The organism is Flavobacterium ginsenosidimutans (genome assembly GCF_003254625.1).
GTDB classification, from domain to species: Bacteria; Bacteroidota; Bacteroidia; order Flavobacteriales; family Flavobacteriaceae; genus Flavobacterium; species Flavobacterium ginsenosidimutans.
The window spans coordinates 298,238-320,495 of sequence record NZ_QJRJ01000082.1; the positions used below are offsets into that span (position 1 = coordinate 298,238).

The 22,258-nt window shown below is 33.1% G+C and carries 19 protein-coding genes; 2 read left to right on the forward strand and 17 right to left on the reverse strand.

Annotated features, from left to right (window positions below; translation table 11 throughout):
* Positions 1-3: 3 nt before the first annotated feature.
* The 7 genes from DM444_RS21840 to DM444_RS21870 all read right to left on the reverse strand — a co-directional run bounded on the left by DM444_RS21840 (position 4) and on the right by DM444_RS21870 (position 10,578).
* On the reverse strand, positions 4-1,026 hold the full coding sequence (locus DM444_RS21840) for an MBL fold metallo-hydrolase (RefSeq protein WP_111290602.1): 1,023 nt from the start codon (positions 1,024-1,026) through the stop codon (positions 4-6).
* A 243-nt stretch (positions 1,027-1,269) separates the two neighbouring features.
* Positions 1,270-3,033 (reverse strand): amidohydrolase, encoded by a 1,764-nt coding sequence (locus DM444_RS21845; protein ID WP_111290604.1) that lies wholly within the window; start codon positions 3,031-3,033, stop codon positions 1,270-1,272.
* A 207-nt stretch (positions 3,034-3,240) separates the two neighbouring features.
* Positions 3,241-4,257: an alpha/beta fold hydrolase gene (locus tag DM444_RS21850; protein ID WP_111290606.1), complete on the reverse strand. Its 1,017-nt coding sequence runs from the start codon at positions 4,255-4,257 to the stop codon at positions 3,241-3,243.
* Positions 4,258-4,297: 40 nt separating this feature from the next.
* Positions 4,298-5,095: an alpha/beta hydrolase gene (locus tag DM444_RS21855; RefSeq protein ID WP_111290608.1), complete on the reverse strand. Its 798-nt coding sequence runs from the start codon at positions 5,093-5,095 to the stop codon at positions 4,298-4,300.
* Between the two features lie 261 nt (positions 5,096-5,356).
* Positions 5,357-7,303 carry a sigma 54-interacting response regulator gene (locus DM444_RS21860; RefSeq protein WP_111290610.1) on the reverse strand — a complete coding sequence of 649 codons (1,947 nt, stop codon included), beginning with the start codon at positions 7,301-7,303 and terminating at the stop codon, positions 5,357-5,359.
* A 14-nt stretch (positions 7,304-7,317) separates the two neighbouring features.
* Positions 7,318-8,928, reverse strand: a complete 1,611-nt coding sequence (locus DM444_RS21865; protein ID WP_111290612.1) for a sensor histidine kinase — start codon at positions 8,926-8,928, stop codon at positions 7,318-7,320.
* A 102-nt stretch (positions 8,929-9,030) separates the two neighbouring features.
* Positions 9,031-10,578, reverse strand: a complete 1,548-nt coding sequence (locus DM444_RS21870) for an AraC family transcriptional regulator (protein WP_111290614.1) — start codon at positions 10,576-10,578, stop codon at positions 9,031-9,033.
* A gap of 606 nt (positions 10,579-11,184) precedes the next feature.
* Here DM444_RS21870 and DM444_RS21875 point away from each other — a divergent pair.
* Positions 11,185-11,658 (forward strand): isochorismatase family protein, encoded by a 474-nt coding sequence (locus DM444_RS21875; protein WP_162615027.1) that lies wholly within the window; start codon positions 11,185-11,187, stop codon positions 11,656-11,658.
* 33 nt (positions 11,659-11,691) lie between these two features.
* Here the strand turns inward: DM444_RS21875 and DM444_RS21880 are convergent, their stop codons facing one another.
* Positions 11,692-12,630 carry a ring-cleaving dioxygenase gene (locus tag DM444_RS21880; RefSeq protein WP_111290618.1) on the reverse strand — a complete coding sequence of 313 codons (939 nt, stop codon included), beginning with the start codon at positions 12,628-12,630 and terminating at the stop codon, positions 11,692-11,694.
* A 304-nt stretch (positions 12,631-12,934) separates the two neighbouring features.
* Between DM444_RS21880 and DM444_RS21885 the strand changes: the two genes are divergently transcribed.
* On the forward strand, positions 12,935-14,512 hold the full coding sequence (locus DM444_RS21885) for a sigma-54-dependent transcriptional regulator (RefSeq protein WP_111290620.1): 1,578 nt from the start codon (positions 12,935-12,937) through the stop codon (positions 14,510-14,512).
* 1 nt (position 14,513) lies between these two features.
* Here DM444_RS21885 and DM444_RS21890 read toward each other — a convergent pair whose 3' ends face one another.
* The 9 genes from DM444_RS21890 to DM444_RS21930 all read right to left on the reverse strand — a co-directional run bounded on the left by DM444_RS21890 (position 14,514) and on the right by DM444_RS21930 (position 22,256).
* A complete protein-coding gene (locus DM444_RS21890) occupies positions 14,514-15,131 on the reverse strand; it encodes a TMEM175 family protein (protein WP_111290622.1) in 618 nt (205 codons plus the stop codon).
* A 195-nt stretch (positions 15,132-15,326) separates the two neighbouring features.
* Positions 15,327-15,680: a cupin domain-containing protein gene (locus DM444_RS21895; protein ID WP_111290624.1), complete on the reverse strand. Its 354-nt coding sequence runs from the start codon at positions 15,678-15,680 to the stop codon at positions 15,327-15,329.
* Positions 15,680-16,300 (reverse strand): alpha/beta hydrolase, encoded by a 621-nt coding sequence (locus DM444_RS21900; RefSeq protein ID WP_111290626.1) that lies wholly within the window; start codon positions 16,298-16,300, stop codon positions 15,680-15,682. Before DM444_RS21900 ends, DM444_RS21895 begins: the two co-directional genes overlap by 1 nt.
* 104 nt (positions 16,301-16,404) lie before the next feature.
* Entirely contained in the window at positions 16,405-16,695 is a 291-nt protein-coding gene (locus DM444_RS21905) for a GNAT family N-acetyltransferase (protein ID WP_111290628.1), read from the reverse strand.
* A gap of 72 nt (positions 16,696-16,767) precedes the next feature.
* On the reverse strand, positions 16,768-18,129 hold the full coding sequence (locus DM444_RS21910; protein WP_111290630.1) for a sigma-54-dependent transcriptional regulator: 1,362 nt from the start codon (positions 18,127-18,129) through the stop codon (positions 16,768-16,770).
* Positions 18,130-18,147: 18 nt separating this feature from the next.
* Positions 18,148-20,418 carry a sensor histidine kinase gene (locus DM444_RS21915; protein ID WP_111290632.1) on the reverse strand — a complete coding sequence of 757 codons (2,271 nt, stop codon included), beginning with the start codon at positions 20,416-20,418 and terminating at the stop codon, positions 18,148-18,150.
* A 53-nt stretch (positions 20,419-20,471) separates the two neighbouring features.
* Positions 20,472-21,140: a YoaK family protein gene (locus DM444_RS21920; RefSeq protein ID WP_111290634.1), complete on the reverse strand. Its 669-nt coding sequence runs from the start codon at positions 21,138-21,140 to the stop codon at positions 20,472-20,474.
* A 5-nt stretch (positions 21,141-21,145) separates the two neighbouring features.
* Complete coding sequence (locus tag DM444_RS21925) at positions 21,146-21,619, reverse strand: Dps family protein (RefSeq protein WP_111290636.1); 474 nt, start codon at positions 21,617-21,619, stop codon at positions 21,146-21,148.
* Between the two features lie 202 nt (positions 21,620-21,821).
* Entirely contained in the window at positions 21,822-22,256 is a 435-nt protein-coding gene (locus DM444_RS21930) for a DoxX family protein (RefSeq protein WP_111290638.1), read from the reverse strand.
* Between the last annotated feature and the right edge of the window lie 2 nt (positions 22,257-22,258).

Genomic DNA, 22,258 nt, shown 5'->3' on the forward strand with positions numbered 1-22,258 from the left:
GGCTTATTTGCCTAAACTGTTTTTCTTAATATCGTTATAAGCGTTTGGAATATTGAAATTGTAATGCAGCCAGTTAAAAAGTACATATCCCTTATCAAATTCCTTCATCGTTACAGATGCTTTTACCTGTTCTAAAGTTTCGCCTTTTTTCACCGCATCTTCAACATTCTTCTTCAAAGCATTTACATAATCAATAGTGTATTTGATTCCATTTTTATTGGTAATTCGGCCGTGACCAGGAACAACAACATCATTATCTCCAATCATGTCATAGATTTTTTGAAGATTGCGAACAGGCTCCAGAAAATAACCATCAAATAACCAAGGAATCGTCGGACTTTCAGCAATAAACGGATTTCCTGCCCACAAAACATTTTTGTCCGAATCTTTCAAAAAAACAAACAAATCGGCTGGAGATTGAGCTGTTCCGACATTAATGATTTCTACAATTTTATTTCCTCCCAAATCCAATTTTATGCTTTGATTTACTGCAATTGTAAGATCTGCGGGACGATATACACTTTGTTCGATCCCGCGATCTTTTCCAAAAAGCATGATCATAAAACTTTTGATTCCTTCGTAATTCTTAGAAAGGTTTTCTTTGCAAAATTCATTTTGTATCAAAATAGTTTCCTTAGGAAGCAAATAATTCCCAAAACAATGATCGCCGTGATCACTTGTGTTTACGGCATAAATAATTGGTTTTGGCGTAACAGAACGAATCAATTTATATAATTGATCGTATAATCTTTTGCTCAACATGGTTTCGATTAATAAAACGCCTTTTTCGCCCACAATAAATCCCGCAGAAGTGGCTTGCGGAATCCCTTTTGTAGTTTCTGTTTCTGTTGTTGATGGCGAAACGGCATAAACATTATCCGAGATTTTATGCAATTGCAATGTCACTTTATTCGCATCCCAAATTGGAACTTCGGGTGGCAATGGAAATTGTGCATACGTATTTTGCGCCGAAAAAAATGCGACCACAAAAAGTACTGTAATCAATATAGATTTATAATTTTTCATTTTTGAATATTTTTGTCAATGTTTAATTTTTATTAGAAGCCAAAACATTTGGCATTTTTGGATTCATGGTTCCTGCTCTCCGCTATATCTTTGCTTTTTTAAAGAAAAAAAGCAAAGGATGCCGCTTCGATCAGGGCTAAAGGGAGAGAAATCGCTTTTTTGGAATCATCTCATAAAATAAAATCCTTTTTAAATCTGCTCAAATCTGCATTATCTGCGTGAAATTCTCATTTCGTTACGTTTTTATTTTTGGTAACCTCCAAAATATTTCACAGGCGACCAATCTGGAATTACTGCAGGAATTTCAGGATTCAACGCTTTATATTCCGCGGAAGCGTAAACAATTTTACCATTTACAATCGTCAAAACCGATTCTATTTTTCGAACATCATCCGTTTTGGCAGTAAAATAATCATCTGATAAAATCGCCATATCGGCATACATTCCTTTAATAAGTTTTCCTTTGTCTTTTTCTTCGCCAGAAAACCAAGCGCTTCCAGAAGTGTACAATTGCAAAGCGATGAATTTATCCAAGACCTGATCTTTAGGCCAGAACTGCATTCCTCCAATTGTTTTTCCTGTCAAAAGCCAATGCAATGACATCCAAGGATTGTATGTTGAAATTCTTGTTGCATCTGTTCCCATTCCAACAGGAATACCCAATTCAAGCATTTTTTTAATTGGAGGCAGTTGTGTTTTTGGAGCGCCATACAATTTGTTATACAATTCGCCTTGATAATACATTCTAAATTGCACCGCGATACCACCGCCTAATTTTTTAACACGGTCTAATTCAGAAGGCGTAATAGTTTCAGCATGATCAAAAAACCAACGCAAGCCGTTAAAGGGAATTTCTTTGTTTACTTTTTCGAAAACATTCAGCATTCTGTCAATAGATTCGCCATAAGTGGCATGAAGTCTAAAAGGCCATCTGTTTTTTGCCAAAAGCCTTATAATTGGCTCTAGGTCAGTTTCCATTTCGTCAGATAAAACAATTCTTGGTTCTAAGAAATTCTCAAAATCAGCAGCCGAAGCCACAATATTTTCTCCAGCGCCTTCTTCAACATAACCATTTGCCACAATCAAATTATCATTTTTATTGATTTGCGTTTCTGCAACCCATTTTTCATAATCTTGCAATTCTTTGCCTTTTTGCTGTGCAAACAAATAATAAGAAATGCGAAGACTCAACTTGTTTTGTTTGGCTAAATCCAAAGAAGTGACATAATCAGCAGGAAAGTTTTGACTTCCTCCAGCAGCGTCAATTACACTTGTTAATCCAAAACGATTCAATTCATGATTAAACTGAATGGAACTATTAATTCGTTCTTCAGGATTTAATTTTGTAGTCAATCCCATCGTAATGTAAATCGCTTTTGGAGTTTCTTTAGCATACATTAAACCAGTTAAATTTCCGTTAGCGTCTTGTTCCAAAAGGCTTCCTTCGTATTTAGTGTTTTTGTTATAACCCAAAACTTCAATTCCTTTTTTGTTTAGAAAAGCCTTTCCATACAAATAAGTGATAAATACAGGTTTATCAGGAACGGCAGCATTGATTTCTTCAATTGTGGGCTGTCTTTTTTCTTCAAATTGAAATTCGTTCCAGCCACCAATAACTTTAATCCAAACGCCGTCTGGAGTTCTTGCAGCTTGTTCTTTCAGCATTTCCATAGCGCGTTTTAAGGTTTTTACACCGTCCCAACGCAATTCTGAATTATAATTCAAACCTTCACGAATGACGTGCATGTGGCTGTCATTCAGTCCAGGAATTACCGTTTTTCCTTTGGCATCAATTAATTTTGTTGTTGAAGATTTATAAGAAGAAAGAATGTTTTTCTCAGTTCCTACGTCTAAAATGATTCCGTCTTTCATTGCAATTGCTTGAACAAATTCGTTTTGTTTCTGCATCGTTGCAATTTTTCCGTTGTAAATAATTAGATCAGCTTTTTGCTGGGCTTGAGTTAACAAGCCCGCAGAAAGCAATAGAATTAATAATAATTTTTTCATGATTTTTGTTATTTAATTCGTTCGGGGTAATTATTTTCAACACATAGAGACATAGTTTTTGAAAGTTAAAAAAGACGTTTCACTTGTTTAAAATAAACATAGTTGGCTATGTGTTAGAAACTAGTTTCTTTTTAAGAACTTTTTTATAAATAAAAGCTATGTTTCTATGTGTTGAATAAAAAGCATGAATTACACCCAAAGGGCTATTTATTTAGCCAAAAAGAAGGCTAGTAAATCTTTTTGTACTTGCGCTGTGTTTTCTTGCACTAACCAATGTCCTGAACCAGCAATTTTAGATTCGGTAACATTTTCAGCAACTAATTTTGAGTGATCTTTAAGGAAAGCTGCTGCGAAATATTCTCCGCCCATAGCTAATAATGGCATTTTTAGTTTTTTCTTCATGAAAATAACATTGTCTTTTCCGTCTTGATCAAATGCTCCAAACCATTTAAAAGCAGCAGTTGTACCACCTTCAACAGCATAAGCTCTAATAAATTCAGCTGATTCTTCTGGCGTAAATGGATCTTTTACGTGTCCAACAACTGGCCAAAAATTAGTTAAGAATTCTTTTTCTTTTCCTTTTACAATATCTCCAGAAGCTGGCCATCCGAAGAAACCAAACCACCAAGCAGATGCTTTTACATTTGACCAAACTGGCTCAACTCCAGGTAAGAGTGCGTCCATCAAAGCTATTTTGGTTACATTATCACCATATTGAGCAGCATAAGCATAAGCTACCATAAGTCCGATGTCGTGTCCAGCCAAATTGATTTTTTTATACCCAAGCTGATTCACTAATTCATGAATGTCAGACGCCATCGTTTTTTTGTCGTAACCGCTTTCTGGTTTGTCTGATTCTCCCACACCTCTTAAATCTGGTGCGATTACAGTAAAATGTTTAGAAAGTTCTGGTAAAAGTCGGTTCCACATGTACCAGTTTTGCCCAAAACCGTGAACTAAAACTAACGGATCTCCTTGTCCGCCAATAACGTAGTGAATTTTGATTCCGTTTACAGTTGCTATTGCATGTTTGAAATTTGCAGGTGGATTTGCTGGAGCAACTTCAGCTGTTTCTGTTGCAGCAGGTTTTGTCTCTGTAACAGGCGTTTCTTCAGCTTTTTTATTGCAAGAGATTAAAGTCAATATTAAAATAATGGCAGTGAGAAACTGCACAGCTTTTGTTTTAAAATTGAAAAAAGTAGTGTTTAATAAATTTGTTTTCATGATTAAAAAATTTTAGAAGTGGTTATTAAATAATGGGTTATTATGAATTTTGCTGAGGCAGTTTTGCAATCCATTCGTGTATGTAAACTGCAATTTCCTGCCATCCAGGCTGATTTAATACAAAGTGATTTCGATTTGGGAAAACCTTAAAATCGGTGATAGAATCTTTGTCTGAGTATTTTTTGTAATTCGAAAAATTCAATGATTCGGGAATGGTATGATCGATTGATCCTGCAATTAGCAAAAGCGGTTTATGTGGTGCTTTAAAATCTACTTTTGCAACAGAAGTTATCGTATCGCGAACAATTAATTTAGATTCAGGAATTGCCGATTCGCAATAAGCTTTGTCTTGCCATTCTTCGGGCATTCCATTTGTGAAAGCGTATTGCCATTGCGGAAAACTCATTAAGAAAGTTTTCTTTGTAGAAGTGAAAAAGCCAAGAGGTCCCCAACCTGCTTTTAAGAAAGAAAATTTAAACGTCATTATTCCTTGAGGAGGAACAGAATGTATTGCAATTGCAGCTGTTGCCAGATTGCGCTGCAGTAATATTTGTGCTATAAGTCCGCCAATAGAGTGCCCAACGAGAATAGGTTTTTGAGGCAGATTTTTAGCAATATTTTCAAAATATTCGATTAATTGAGATAATCGTAAACTAGCAATCTGCGGATCTGGATGACGATCGCGTAAAACAGCAGCAGGAGCATCTTTGTAAGGCCATGCCGGAGCGAGGGTTTTAAATCCTTTGCTCTCAAAAAATAGTTTCCATTCGTCCCAACATTTATTACTGACAAAAGCGCCAGTAATAAATAGAATAGTAGTAGGGTTTTCGGTTAGCATAATACACGTTTTAATGTTATGCCAAACTATAACCTAAAACCGATCCTATTTTTTAATTCATTGATTATTAGTTAATTAAATGTTTTTAAGAAATCGTGCCAAACTATATTTCGTTAAAAAACGAAAAAGAGTCAACTTAATATCGTCGGAGTTTATTTTAGATTTTAGATTTTAGATTGCAGATTTTAGATTTTAGATTTTTCTCGTAGTTACCCAATCTAAATCAGCAATCTAAAATCTGCAATCTACAATCTAAAATTATCAAAAGTGATTTCTCTTTATGCCTAATTTTTGCATTCGCGAAGCTAAAGTAGTAGGAGGCAAGCCAAGTATTTCTGATGCTCCGCCGGTGCCTCTGATTCTTCCGTTGCATTTTTCCAAAACATTAATAATATGCTCTCTTTCGTTTTCCTGAATGGTTTTAAAATACCACTCATTGGACGTATTGTTTATTTTAATTTCATCCAAAGATGGAAGCGGAATATGTTCTATAGTATCTGTTTTAGCCAAAAGAATGCTTCTTTCGATAAGATTTTCGAGTTCACGTATGTTTCCTGGCCATTGATATGCTAAAAGACTTTTTAAAGCCGTTTCGGATATTTCAGTTACATTTTTTCCAATTTTGGCACTATAAATAGCAATAAAATGTCGGGCAAGAAGTCCAATATCTTCTTTACGTTCCCGTAACGGCGGAAGTTGAATTGGAAATACATTTAAACGATAATATAAATCAAGTCTGAAACGGCCATCTGCGACTTCTTTTTCTAGATTGCAATTAGTCGCAGCAATTATTCTGACATTAACTTTAACAGAATTACTTCCGCCCACGCGTTCAATTTCTTTTTCTTGAATTGCACGTAGCAATTTCGCCTGCATTTCCAGAGGCATATCACCAATTTCATCTAAAAATAGCGTTCCATTATGGGCTTGTTCAAATTTACCGATTCGTTTTTCTGTTGCGCCAGTAAAAGAACCTTTTTCATGTCCAAATAATTCAGATTCTATTAAACTTGGCGGTAAAGCAGAGCAATTTATTTTTACAAACGGACCATTTTTTCTGCCCGATAATTGCCGAATACTATTTGCAATGCTTTCTTTTCCAGTTCCGCTTTCGCCTGTAATTAAAACAGTTGTGTCTGCTGGAGCAACTTGTATGATATGATCGAACAATTTTAGTAATATTGGACTTTTCCCAACAATGGTTTCAAATCCTGATACTTTTGCATTCTTTCCTGTTTTCTGATTTACAGAAGAACTTTTTTGATCTAATTTTTTATCTGCAAGAATTAAATTTTCGATAGCAAAAATTAAAGGTTCCTGAAGTCTCTCACAAAGCGTAAGATGATTTTTATTGTAATTCGTAGCTTGTCGGCTGAAAAAAGATAAATAGAGACCGCCATTTTCATGAAGTGATAAAGGAACAGGAAGCATCAGATTTGACTTCATGTTCATCGAGTTGGCAATCATTTTTTTTATTGGCGTTTTATCGCAAATTTTCACAAAATCCTGATCGTTATAGAATGTTGCGTCCGTTTCAACTTTGCTTTTATTTCGCAAATCATTGATTTCAGATTCTTTTAAAGCCGTAATATTCTGCAATTCCTCGATTCCTATTTTTTGATATTCGTGCAAACCTGTTCTTGAGTATCCCAGAACACGATTAGATAATTTACTATCGATATAAAAAATAGCCATTACAAGATCAAAAGAAATGAGAGATTGTAAGGAAGTAATAATGTTCAAAACACGATCGTCCCAAGTACCACTTTTTTTGACAATTGTTTTGAGTTGTTTTTGAAACAAAAGTTCTTTTCTGATCGAAGATTCAATTCCGTGTTGCTGATGGTATTCAGCGATTTCAATTGTAACCAATAAATCTTTTTCACGAAAAGGTTTAACCAAAAATCCATACGGATGTGTCAATTTTGCTTTATTGAGCACTTCTTCGTTAGAATTTGCAGAAAGATAAATAAACGGAATATTATTTTCTTTGAGTATTTCGGCAAGGTCAATACCAGTTTCTTTTCCCGAAAGGAAAATATCTAAAAGAACCAATTCGGGCCTTTCTTGAACAATGTAATATTTAGCGTCAGAAACTGATCGTGCCATTCCAATAATAGAATGACCTGCTTTTTTTAGCATTAATCGCAAATGATTTGCTTCTACAAACTGATCTTCAACAATAAGAATCTTTAGTGGTTTTGCCATTTTATAGAATTAAATTAATCAAGATTACTTTCGTTAATAGTAAATTCCAAAGTTATTTTGGTGCCTTTTGTATTCGTTATTAAAAACTTTCCTTCGATATCTGCAGCTAAGCCGTGCATTAATTTTATACCTAAAGAAGGATTGTTATAAGGATCAAAATCGGGTGGAAGCCCGATGCCATTATCATGAATGATTAGGATATAGTTGTTATTTTCATCTTTTTTAAGTGCGATATTAATGATGCCATTTTGATGATTTGGAAAAGCATATTTTATTGCATTCGTAACGGCTTCGTTAAAAATGAGCCCAATTGGAATAGAATGAGATAACGGGAGATTAAAGCTGTCTATGTCCAGTATAAATCGGATATTGTTCTGTATTTCGAAAGAATCTTTTAAATATTCAGTCAGTTCAAAAATGTATGAAGGCATATCAATTATCGATAAATTTTCAGATTGATATAGTTTTTGATGAATTAAAGTCATTGCCTGAATTCTATTCTGACTATTATTAATGGCCTGAATGGCTTCTTCATTCTTTAAATATTCAGCTTGGCTCGCTAGTAAACCAACAACCATGTGCAGATTATTTTTTACTCTATGGTGAATTTCTCGCAACAGCCATTCTTTTTCGGTTACTAGATTTTGTAGCGTGTTATTTTTTTTATTGATTTCATTTTGTTGTGTTTCAAGTACTTTATTTGTTTTCTTTTTAAACATAAAACTTTTGTAAAGCAATCCAAGAATAATAAGCAATAGTATGACAAAAATGACCATCGAATTGCGTAAGAATATCTCATTTTTAAGTTTAACCTGCTGCAGAAGCGTCTTATTTCTAAGGCGAATCATATCCTTGTTTCTTCTTTCAGTCTCGTAAATGATATTCAATCTGGCTGATAAATGATAGGTATCTTCCTGTCTCATATTTGCAGCTTTATAAAAAAATGCAGCTTTTTTTAGAAAATATAAAGAGCTTTCAAAATCAGAACATGAAAAATATAATTCACTAATTTCTCTGTAACAGTCACCAATTCTTGCATTGTTTTTTGACTTTTGGAATAAGGCTTTAGCTTTGAAAATTGGATATAATATTTCTTTCATTGGGGCTCTGGTACGCATTTTTGCTGACCAAACCATTACCCAAGACTCTGCTAAATCATCTACTTCACTTGTTTTGGATAAAAAATCTATTGCTTTTTTAGCACAAACTTCTATCATCGTATTATCGTTTCGCAACTGATAGAGCATTGAAAGCTGGAGAAGACATCTACCCGCATAAACTTTAGAATGAAGAGATTTGCTGAGAGAAAGGGCTTCTTCGGCATATATAAAAGCCATTTCTAACGCTTTTGGACTATTAAATGATTCTTGATACCAATCGCTTAATTTCAATAAAATTTTGATTTTATCGATATTTTCAGGCAAACCATCTAATAGCTTTTCGGCTTTTATTACCAGTTTTTCAGTATAAATAGCCTCTCTGTAAATATCATTTTCAGGATTAGGCAGTTTTTTTTCTGCATTTTCTATTTGATTTTTGCTTTTAAAAGGAGCCAATGCATGTATATCTCCGATTGTAAATAATACAAGGAGAAAAATCGAAATTTTAACTTGGTTAGAGAACATCTTTAGTACAATTAAACTGGCAATACGAAGGTATTGATAATTATGCCTCTAAGTTCAAAATATAACGAAATTGATTGCCAACGATATTTCGTTGCTTTTGCCTTAAACCAGCTCTTCTTCTTTATTGTTTTGAAGATAAGTGATAAAACTTAAAGGCGAAACTCCCGTTACTTTTTTGAAAGTAATTGTAAATCGGCTGTGCGATGCAAAGCCAGCTTGATCTGCTAGATAACTGATTTTGTATTTTAAATAAGAAGGATCATTTTTTAAACGATCGACAATATAGTTTATTCGCAATTCATTGATGTATCCAGCAAAATCTTTGGATTTGTGTTTGTTGATTACATAAGATAAATAGCGATGATTTACATTTAATTCTGCCGCAACCGAATTGATAGACAATGTTTTATTGAGAAATAAATTTGACTTTTCAAACTCTTTAATGCTTTCTAAGATACTATTTTCAGTAGCCTCAGACATATATTCTTTTGATGTGTCTTTTTTATATTCTATTTGAACTTCAGAACTTTCAATTGGTTTATTGTTATTGATAAAAGCCCTAATTTTTTTATAGTCTTGTTTTCTTTTAAAAATATAAAGGGCAATTGTAATTAGAACAGCAAAAATGCAGATGCCAATAATAATCAGTTTGTTTTTTTTGTATTGCGATTGGCTTTGTAAATGACTTTGCTGAAGTGATTTTATCAGTTCATCTGCAATGACTTTTTTGTTTGCGTTTTCTGCTTGGCTTAATTTTAGATTCTTTTCATTGTAAACAATGTATTTTTTGCTGTCCGTTTTCTTGTAAAATTCCATCAAAGAGTTGTAAACCTCTTGTTTTAGTGCCGAATAATCTGATTTATCGGCAATTTCTTCTGCTTTTCCATAATTTGATAAAGCTTTTTTATAGTCTTTTTTAGAAGTATACACATCTCCTAAACCGTTATAAATAAAACCTCTCAGCGGACTATCATAAGACAAGGATTCTTTGAGTTCTTTTTCAGCTTTTTCATAATGAAATAAAGCAGAATCTGTTTTGTTCATCTCCAAATAATTTTGGGCAATAAGCTCATCATTAATCGCAATTTGATAATTTTTATCGCTTGTTTTAGCCGCTTTTTCAAACAGCTGAATTCCTTTTTCAAGATGTAAAATTGCTTTTGCATAATTAGAATCATGCAATTCATAACAAGCCAATTCTTGGGATAAATTTCCTTGAAAGCGATACATTTCGCCTTTATCTTTGATTTTTTTACTAACGTTAACCGCCTTATTAAGATATATTTTCCCTAAGTTATAGATTTCATTTTCGCGATAAACCGAAGCAAGAAAACCATAAATTTTGGCCTGCGCGGCATAATTTTTATCTACTGTAGCTAAACTATCAGCTTGTTTTAAAGTTGCGATTGCTTCATTATGAACTCCGTATTGATATAAAATATGCGCTCTTAGCATACGCGTATTTATTCGTTCCAAATTATTCTTCGCAATAGTATAAAGATAATCGGTATTTTTTAAAGCTTTTTTAGGATTTGAACTGAGCAAAACCTGATAAGTTTCAGCATAAATAGCATCAAAAGTTTTTTGAGAATAGCTCAAATGTGAAGAAAGGAAAAATATATAAAGTAGCAGAGTAGTTTTAAAATGCATATAATATTGGTTATAAATTAAATCGATCTGTACTATTTATAATTTAACCGATTATGATTTGTTTTTTAGAAGAGGGTAATGTAGTTAATATTTTTCAAAATGTGGTTTATGTTACGCTTTCTTAACAACATTAAATTTATATGTGCAATAACGTTCATTAATTGTGTAAAAACACACTTCTCAAAGGTAAAATGATATTTGGTTGACTTTAATTAAAAAATTTATTGATCATAATGTTTTGTTTGTAATTTGTTGATCAATAATTGTTTATGTTTTTTGCTTTATTGTAAATGTTTTATCTATTGCGTAATTGGTAAAGAAACAGGCCATTTTTACCTCTTTCAAATGACTAGTTTCGCGCTCGAATTTTTAGCAAAGAAAAGTTTAATTTTTGTTTTTAGGACTATTTTTTGTTGGACTGCTGGTTTCACCAAGAAGTTGTAAAGTTTATCCATTAATACATTTTATGCGATTATCAATCGGGCAATAAGCATACTCCAGAGGGGTCCGGAGTATATTTGATTTATGGTATAGATAAAATGGATTGAACTGAGCAACTGAAACCAGTAGTTTTCAATAAAAACAACTTATGTAATTGTAATGCGTATGAAAAGAAAATATACTAAATCAGCATTGTTGCTTATTGAAATACAAAATGATTACTTCTACAAAGGCAAAATGGAGTTTGAAGAAAGTTATGAAGTTGCTTCGATTGCAAAACGTACTTTGGATGCTTTTAGAAAGAAAAGAAAAATAGTTGTTCATATTCAGCATATCTCGATAAACAAAAACGCTTCTCATTTTATTGCCGGTACAAAAGGAGCTGAAATATACGATGAAGTTGCACCAATTGAAGGAGAAATGATAATCACAAAAAATAATCCTAATAGCTTTATTGAAACAGGTTTGCTAGAATACTTAAAAAGCAATCAAATTGAGAATCTTACTATTGTTGGAATGATGAATGATATGTCTAATGATCCAACCGTTAGAACTGCAAAAGACTTAGGTTTTAACGTGGATTTGATAGAAAATAATAAACTTAATAAAAAAGAAAAAACGCCTCAAAAATGTTTTTAAGGCGTTTTTCAAATATAAAATTAAACTTCTAAATTAATTAATTTTAACCAAATGAGCTTCGATAGCTGCTCTTTGTGGTTCGTATTGTGCAGGAAGTTTTAAGTTTTGACCTAATTCTTCTAAGCTTTCGTCTACTGTAAATCCAGGATTGTCAGTAGCGATTTCGAACAAAACTCCACCTGGTTCTCTGAAATAAAGAGAATGGAAATATTGTCTGTCAATTTGTGGCGTAATCTGCAAACCGTATTCTTCGATTTTTTCTCTGAATTTCATTAAAATTTCATCGTTTTGCACACGGAAAGCAACGTGGTGTACAGTTCCGTTGGCATTTAAACCGCGTTTTTCTTCTGGCAATTCTACCAAGTCAACAATAGCAGCATTTTCAACGGCATCAGTTGCATAACGGTAACGGTTTACATCTTGATCAATCAATTTGTAACCAAATATTTCAGTTAAAACGGCAGCAGTTGCTTTAATGCTATTTAAAGTCAAAGTAATGTTATGAAAACCTTTTGTAGCTACGTCAGCTTTTACTTCGTCAGTTTCCCAAGCTTTTCTGTTATCGTCTGTTTTTGATTCGATTAACTCTAATTTCAATCCGTCTGGATCTAAGAAAGTCAAATATTTTTCACCAAACTTTTCAGCTGGTTTATTATAAATCACATTGTATTGATCAAAACGTTTTTGCCAGAAATCAAGACTTCCTTTTGGAACAGAATAACCAATTTCAGTTGCCATTCCAGAACCTTTTCTTCCTTGCTGAATTCCTTCTCCCCAAGGGAAAAAAGTCAAAATAGTTCCAGCGCTTCCTACTTCGTCACCAAAGTAAAAGTGATATGTTCCTGGATCGTCAAAATTCACTGTTTTTTTGATGAATCTTAATCCTAAAACTTTTGAATAAAAGTCAAAATTGCGTTTAGCGTCACCTGCGATTGCAGTAATATGGTGTAAGCCTAAAATTTTATTTTCCATGGTATTTGAATATTAAATTGTTGTTTGATTTTCTTTTACAAATTTACGTCTGTTATGGCTGCGCATCGATTAACCTAGATTAAGAAATAAAAAGCCATAGTTTTTTCGAACTTTCTTCTTATAACCAAATAACATTCCGATTATTACAAGGTGTTGAAATACAGGCTTTTTTACAGAATTCCAGTTTTTGTGTTATACGATATATCGTAATTTTATGAAGTAAAAAAGGCATATTTAGAAAATCCATAGTTATTTAATAAAGGCTATTTATTAAATTTACCTTTTAACCGCCAAGAAATACCACATGGAAAAGCCTACAGAGAAAACTGCAATCCTGATAAACCGACTGCAGGAAAGAGAAAAAGAACAAATGCTGATTTTATCTATTTGTAATTCGCTTTCTTGGGCTTTAAATAAAGAAGAATTTAATGATGTTGTAAACGGTATATTAAAAGAAAACTTTCAGTTTGATGATTTCATTTTGGCTTCTTCCAATGAAAATGAAACAGAGTATGAACTTTTCTATTCCTTTTCGAATAAAAATCAAGAAGTTAAAAGCTATCTTTTAAATGATGACTTTTTTGACCGTTGCACAGATTCTGCCGATACTGTTATTTTTGACTTAGAATCAGATCAAAAAAATCCAGATTACATTCAAAACAATTATAAAAAAGGTTTCAAAAACGGAATAGGGATTTGTCTTCCGTACAGTAAAGGAAAACGAAATGTGCTTTTTCTTTTCTTTAAAAATGCTAAAACTTTTAGCAGAGAATCAAATCGTATTTTGCGCGGAATTGCCATGCAGCTTTCTATTACGATTAGAAATATCAGTTTGACAGAACAATTTGAAAATAATCTTGTAGAACTAGAAATTTTGAAAAGAAATGTTTCTGAAAAAAGAGATATTATTTCTGAAAAAAATGAAGGTTTTCATGGAATCATTGGAAAAAGTGATAAGATGAAAGAAGTTTACGAATTGATTTCGCAAGTTGCGGCTTCTAATACGACTGTTTTAATTTTTGGTGAAACTGGAACAGGAAAAGAACTTGTGGCAAGTGCTATTCATGATTTATCGTCAGTTTCAAACAACAAAATAGTTAAGGTAAATTGTGCTTCGATTCCTGAAAATTTGATTGAAAGCGAATTATTCGGACATGAAAAAGGCGCTTTTACAGGCGCTACAGAACAAAGAATTGGGAAATTCGAACAAGCAGAAAACAGCACGATTTTTTTGGATGAAATAGGAGAGTTGCCTTTAGAATTACAGGGAAAGCTGCTTCGTGTTTTACAAGAAAAAGAAATAGAACGAGTTGGCGGAAATAAAAGCATAAAAGTAAATGCTAGAGTTATTGCAGCAACCAATAAATCACTTGAAAAAGAAGTTTATGGCGAGCGCTTTAGAAGTGATTTATATTTTAGATTGAATGTTTATCCTATCAAGCTTCCTGCTTTACGCGATCGTAAGGAAGATATTCCTATTTTAGGACATTTTTTCTTAGAAAAGCATGCCGCAAAAATGGGCAGAAACGTAAAACGTTTTTCTAAAAAAGTGCTCAATAGCATGATGGCTAATGCATGGCCAGGAAATGTACGCGAACTAGAAAATATGGTAGAAAGGAGCATTTTGTTTGCCAAAGATGAAAAGATCAAAGAAATGATTTTTCCCGAAATTGCAATTGCTAGTTCAAATGCTTTAGTAAATGAATTTTATACTAAAACGCTTCAAGAAGTAGAGAAGGAGCATATTCTAAAAGTCATAAAAAAATGCAACGGACGAATTTCGGGTCCGCAGGGCGCGGCGGTTTTACTAGGTTTGCCGTCTACAACATTGAGTTCTAGAATGAAGAAGCTAGGCATTAAAAAAGAACATTTTTTAGATTGATTTATTCTTCAATCATATTTATTTTTCCAGAAGAAACAGCCCAATAAATCAATAAAAGCATACTGATTGCCAATGCTGCGGCTGGATATTGAAATGAAATTCCGAAAGCGATTAAATACGTTGGAAATCCGTATAAATAATTGTTTCTGATTTTTTTAATGGCCAAATCAGTAATTCCAGGACGTAAAAGCTTTTTATTGTTACTCGCAATAAACCACAGCAAATTGTATGAAATGTTGATTAATACAAATATTCCAGTATAAATCGCCACAGCGATATTTGATGCTTCTCCTTCAAAAAAACGAGCTAGTAAAGCGGTTGGATAAGAAACCGCTGTTACTAAAAAAAGAATCAATCCGTTTGAAAACATGATTGCCGTATTTCGGCTGTAAATCTGTTTAAAAATCTTGTGATGATTGACCCACATGATAAAAATGCTGAAAAAAGAAAGCGTAAATGCAAGATATGCAGTCCATTCGTTTTTTAGATAAGACAATAATTCTGCACCATTTTTTACAACAGTAACATCTGGCGCATGAAGATCTAAAACCAAAAGCGTAATCGCGATGGCAAATACGGCATCACTAAAGCCCTCTATTCTTACGGTTTCTTTTTCCATCTACTAATTTTATTTGAGTAACATAATTATTTTAACCGCAAAGTTCGCAAGGATTTACGCAAGGTTCGCAAAGAAAGCTTTAGGAAAAGCTTTCTTTGCGAACTTTGTCTTTTCCTTTTAAAAAACGAATAAAAAAAACTTTGCGAACTTTGCGTTAAAATTTTTACTGATTTAGAAGACTATGTTTCTATGTGTTTAGATTAATTTTATAAATATTGATTTTCGAAGTTTTGGTTCAATATTTTTTGTTTTATGCCCTTTTCCGGTCGTGTCTTCAACCAATAGAATCGAGCCCGTATTAAATATTCTTTTTTCTCCCAATGAAGTTTCGATTTCTACGCCACCTTCCAGTAAAACAATATATTGACGGTCTGGTGCATTATGAAAATCGTAATCATAAGAAAGACTGACTTCTCTAAAAACGATAGATTTGACAGGTTCATCATCAGATAAAAATCCGATATCGCCATTGTTTTTCAACGGAACTTCAAAATCTTCAAAATGACTTTCTCCGTTGGCATCGCTGTAAACTCGCGTTATCGTGATCATTATTTTTTGTTGAAAATCAATGCGTTTGCACAATTTATTTCGTCCTGACTGATGGTGTGTCCCATGTTAGGATAGATTTTTTTAGTAACATCTGCGCCCATTTTAAGCATAAGTGCTTCAGTATCATTTACTCTTTCCACAGGAACGTGAAAATCAGGATCGCTTGTTCCGATAAAAACTGGCGTATTTTCAAAGTTTCCTGAATAATGATTTTCATAAACCTGATCGCCAATTAATCCGCCTGTAAAAGCTACGACACCACCATATTTTGCTGCATTTCTTGTTGTAAATTCCAAAGCAAGACAAGCTCCTTGAGAAAAACCTAAGAAATAAATATTCTCTTTTTCGATTCCATTTTGCTGAATCGCCACAACAACCTGATGAATCGCTTCTAATGATTTTGAAAACGATGGTTCGTTTTGATCAAGAGGAGCTAAAAACGAATAAGGATACCAAGTTCTGTTTTCTGCTTCAGGCGCAATTAATGCAAAATCCTGAACATTAAGATGTCTCGCAATCGAAAGAATATCGTGAGCTCCAGCGCCACGGCCGTGAATTAGGATTAAAGCTTTTTTAGCTTCGTTTAAAGGAATGCCGTCAGTTAATATATTTGTGTTCATAATAGATTTTTTTGAATATTGTATAAAGTTTTTTCACGCAGATTTAAGCAGATTTTTAATCTTTTAATCTGTGGCAATAATTTTATTTATTTGAAAACTTGAAACTACTTTTTCCAAATATCTTCATATTCATCTGGATGTCTCTTGAATTGAGCGTGTACATAAGGACAAAGCGGTAAAACTTTCATATTATTGGCGCGTACATAAGAAACCATTTCTTCTAAAAGTTTCTTTGCATAGCCTTTTCCTTCTGCTTCTGGTTCAACTCCTGTGTGGTAAACTGTCAGTAAATCGGGTTTTAAGCTTACTGTCATTTCTCCTAGTTTTTTATCATCAACATAGAGATTAAAAGCGCCGTGTTTTTTTTCGTCTAATTCTAATTTTATTGTTTCCATGTTTATTTTTTTATGTCTTGGTTTAGAACCACAAAGTTCGTTAAACTAGCAGTTAAGTCTGCTTAATGTAGATTAATTATATCCTTGTTTTATACCTAATTTTTTCATTTTTGAATACAAAGTCTGCGGTTGCATTTTCAATAATTCTGCCGCGCCACCTGGACCAGAAACTTTTCCGTCACAAAGTTGTAATGCATTCATAATGTGATCTTTTTCCATTTCTTCCATCGATTTTATTTTTCCTGTATTGATCTCTAAAGGATCTGAAATAGTATTGGATGGAAGATCAAATTTTTCAATTTCAGTTGTTTTGGCAAGCAACACATTTCGTTCTATTAAATGTTCTAATTCTCGAATATTTCCCGGCCAATCGTAATTTTTTAATTGTTCTAAAGCAGTTTGACTAATGCTTGCAATGTTTCTTTTGGAACTTGTAGCGTACTTTTTCAAGAAATGATATGCCAATGCTTCGATATCTTCTTTGCGTTCTTTTAAAGTTGGTAGTTGGATCGGAAATACATTCAAACGATAGTACAAATCCAATCTGAAACGGCCTTCTGCAACTTCTTTTTCTAAAGATCTGTTGGTTGCCGCTACAATACGAACATTGATTTTTATAGTTTTATTGCTACCCAGTCTTTGTATTTCTTTTTCCTGTAAAACGCGAAGCAATTTCACCTGAGAATCAAGCGGTAATTCTCCAATTTCATCTAAGAAAATAGTACCATTATTGGCTTGTTCAAATTTTCCAATTCGTAAAGCATTTGCTCCTGTAAAAGCGCCTTTTTCATGACCAAATAGTTCACTTTCAATTAAAGATTGGGGTAAAGCTGCACAATTCACAATCACAATCGGATTTGATTTGTTTGAAGAAAGAGCGTGTATAGAATGCGCGACTCTTTCTTTTCCTGTACCGCTTTCGCCCAAAATTAAAACAGAAGTTTCGGCTGGAGCTACGATTTTTATTTTTTCAATAACTTCTTGTAAAAGTGGACTTTGACCAACGATTTCTTCAATTTCTGGAGTTTCGGCTTGAATAGGATTCTCTACTAAAGTTCCTTTTTCCTGATCGTAACGATATCTCGCAATATCCAGCATCACGATTAAATCTTTTTCACGAAAAGGTTTTACCATAAATCCATAAGGATGTGTTGCTTTTACGGCTTCAAGCGTACTTTGATTGGTATTTGCAGAAATGTAAAGAAAAGGCAGATTCATTTCGCGCAGTTCCCAAGCCAGATCAATTCCAGTTAGAGTGCCTTTTAACATGATGTCAAGCAAAATCCAATCGGGACTTTTATCGTCGATTAATTTTCGGGCTTGAACCACAGAAGAAGCAATGCCAACAACTTGGTAACCTGCTTTTTGTAGCATGATTTTTAAATCATTTGCTACTATAAATTCATCTTCAACAATTAGAATTTTCTCCTTCATTTATGCTGTTTATATCATTTAAGAATTTTCGGCAGTAACTTCAAATTCTGTATTTCTTGTGAATGTAATAGTGATTTTTAATCCGTTATCATTTTTCATTTCGAAAACTCCGTCAATCTGATCGCTTAATCCTATCATTAAATTCATACCAAGCGAATCTCTTTCTGTTTCTTCAAAATCTTCTGGAAGTCCAACTCCGTTATCTGCAATTTGCAGTTTATAATTATTTTCTCCAGTATTTTTAAGAACGATTCGTACTTCTCCTTTTCTGTCTTCAGGGAAAGCATATTTTATGGCATTATTGATGGCTTCATTTATAATTAATCCCATCGGAACAGCTTGAGCAACATCAAGATACGTTTTTTCTACTTCTAAAACAAAATGGATGTTTTTATCTGTATCAAAACATTCTTTCATATAATTGATCAATTCATGAATATACCACGACATGTCGATATTTGCCAGATTATCAGATTGATACAATTTTTGATGAATCAGCGACATGGCATGCATTCTGTGTTGGCTGTTTTGTATCGCTATCAGCGCATCTTCATTATCCAAATATGCCGATTGTGTATTTAATAAACTAATGACAATCTGAAGATTGTTTTTCACTCGATGGTGAATTTCTTTCAGCAACCATTCTTTTTCAATCAGCATTTTTTTGTTCAGTTCATTTTGTTCATTAATCTGCTGACGCTGAATTTCTAATTCTTCGTTTTTTTTCTTTTTTAATCTAAAACTGTTGTATAAAACCAACAAGAAAAGAATCAGAACTAGAACACTTCCAATAAAAACATATTTTACAACCGTATCTTTTTGAATTTGAATTTGCTGTACTTTAGCTTGTTGTGTCAGTAATTCAATATTTCGGTCTTTTTTCTCCGTTTCAAATTCAACTTGAAGACTATTGATTTGTTTACTTTTTTCTCCTTTGTAAATAGAATCCAAAAGGTTTTTGTAGAGTTGATAGTGTTTTATAGCATCCAGATATTTTCCTCTTGATGAATCTGCTTTAAACCAGATTAGATAACTGTCAGACAGCATTATACCATTGTTTGAAGCTGTCGCTAAAGATTCTAATCGGTTAAGCACTTGGTATAAATCAGTATAGTTTTTTAACTGATAATGGTAACGGGCAAAAATTCTCAGAATCTGCATTCTGTTTTCGGCTTTTTTTTCAGCATTTTTACCATAATAAGCTACCAATTTATTATAGTATACCGTGGCTTTTTCATTATCTTTTAGAACTCTGTATACACCAAGTAAAATGTAATTTTCTTTTATTTGTCTTTCTGTACTAGAAGAGGGAAAGTTAACCTGCATTTCTTTTACAAGTTTGAGAGCCTCTTTTCCTTTATTGCTTAAAATAAGTACAGAGCAAAGATTTTCACCAATTGTTCTGACATATTCTGTATCCTTATATTTTTTTGCTATTTCCAATCCCTTATAAAAATATTCCTGTGAATTATTTTTTTGCTGAAGATTGAGATATGCCATTCCCACATGATTGTAAATAGCGCTTAACTGTAATGAACTATCACGTACCTTCAGGGCTATTTTTTCTGCTAAAAGGGCATATTTTAGAGATTCTACAAAATTTCCTGTTTGAGTATAGCCTTCAGAAAGTAGATTATAGACACCTTGTAAATGAGTAAATTTTATAGATTGATACAAAAGAAGCGATTCTTTTAAAAGCGCTAGACCTTTTTCCTCATTTCCATTCATTAGGTTTAATTCACCGGTTTCTTTTAAAACACTTGCCTGCTTAGCTTTTGCGCCTAATTTTATAAAAAGCGGAATAGCCATTTCTTTGTATTTAATTCTCTCATCTAGAGATTCTCCATACATAGAAAGTTCTAAGTAAGCGTCTGCCTGCAGTTCAGTTAAATTGTTTTTTTTAGAATAAACGAGAGCTTCATTTGCCTTTTTTAAAGCATTTTCGCTATCGCCTTTTTCTCTATAAATCTGAGCTCCCAGAAGAATAGATTTTCCTTTTCCAAGTTTGTATCTTAAACGATCACTCAGCAATCTTGCTTGCGTATTGATGAGATCTGCATTGTCTAAATCTGATTTTTCTTCGCCAATTTTAGTGAGATAATAATTGCTTAAAGCCAAAAGTAATTCTACTTTTTGCGGATTACTTTCAGCTTTGGCAATTTTATTTTTTAGAACATTAGGATCTTCTTTGGATTGCGCGTTAATGCTAATATTTACAAGTAAAAATAAAATTACTGTAAGTAAGGCGTGTACGTGGTTTTTGACAGAAATAATAGGGCTGAAATTCATTTTTTAAAGATACTATATTATCAGAAATCTGCAATCCAAAAGACCTTGTTTGTCTAGCTTTCTCGATGGTATAAATAACAAATTATCATAGAAGCTCCTGGAAGAATTAATGTTCCTAATCCGAAAAACTTTCCTGCTACAGCCCCTAAGAAACAGCCCGCCAGAAATCCGATTATGGTAACTAATTGTTTCTTAAAACTTAATACTACATCTACATCTTTCAATCCGTTTTTTAATAAGTTTCCTAAGTCAAGAGAAGCTTGAGTTACATTTCCAGTCATCATCGTAGTTGGCCCGTGTGTTTCTTTGGCGTAAAGCTTTCCAAAAGCATTTTGAAGTCCCATTGCAAATACGGTTGTCATAGCTATAGCATACATTGTCCATTCTTCAAAATTTTGTAAATAGCCAAAAACGTAAGAAGCAATTCCGCTTAAAACTAATATTATGCCTTCCCAAAATAGAATTGTATAACGATTAGTGCTTTTTAAAGCAATTCTTCCGCCTGTAATTACTGCAATAATAAAAACAGGAAAGGTTAGAAGTTTAACCCAAGCGTGTATGTCTGAGCCTTTTATGATTTGATAAGCAAAGACAATAAAGTTTCCCGTAACGTGTGCCGAGAAAATCGAATCGGCAGCGACAAAAGTTACGGTATCGCAATACCCTGCAATCATGGTTAGAAGCAGGGTTACGTACCAAATATTTTTTTGTTGTATTTCCATAATTTTTAGTTCAAATGTGCACGAAGCATCCAAGCCATTTTTTCGTGATTTTCTACAAGTCCAGTAATAAAATCGCTTGTTCCAGCATCTTGCAATTCGTTAGCAATACTATTTATGTTTTCGCGTAAGTAAATGATAATACTCTCATGGTCTAGAAGCAATTCTTTGATAAAACCATTGCTATCGTTTTTCTCTTTTAATTCTTCTGTTAAATGTGTCAATGCTAAAAAGTCTTTTAACGTTGCAGGTGTATAATGACCTAAAGATCTGATTCTTTCCGCAACAGTATCTACGATCTCGTCAATGGCATCATATTGCTGTTCGAAGAAAAGATGTTTGTTGTAAAAATCTGGACCTTCAACGTTCCAGTGTGCTCTTTTTGTTTTGGTATAAAGTACAAATTCGTCAGCTAGAATTTTGGTTAATACTTCTACAACTGCTGAGATGCTTTCTTGTTTAATTCCGATGTTTGCTTTCATTTTAAATTGGGTTTAATGAGTAATATGTTTAGAAATTAAACACATAGAAACATAGATTTTCTTTCATTTGAAAAAGAAAAAAGAAAGAAACTAGTTTCTCACACATAGTTATTTGCGAAAACTTTGACAAAGCTATGTGCATTTATGCAAGTGAAAACGCCTCACTATACGTCTACAAAAGCTATGTTTCTATGTGTTTAAATTAATTGTTTAAGAGTGCTAATAAATAATAATCAAGTGAATAAGTTCCTGCGCCTAAGGCAAGAAGTAATAATAGAGATAAAGTGTACATATAAGGAACGTCGCGCACTTCGAGTGAATCATTTTTATGAACCACAAAGTATCCAATTGCTGTTACGCCAATTGTTGGAAGAACAGCAAGACGTGTTCCGAGTCCGAAAATGATGAAAAACGGAATTATCGTATCCGAAAAAGTTGCCATCAATCCGTTCAATTTTTCAGGCAAATGCAACGGATTCGGAACGTGTTCTTTCTGTCCGTTTTCAACTCTGAATTTTTTCATTCCGTGTACTCTGAAAAGTTCAACTGCAAGCAGAATTCTAAATACTAAAAGTGCTGCATTGTTGAATGCTGTTCCTAAATCGGAATACAGGATTTGTTTTATAATTTCAATCATTT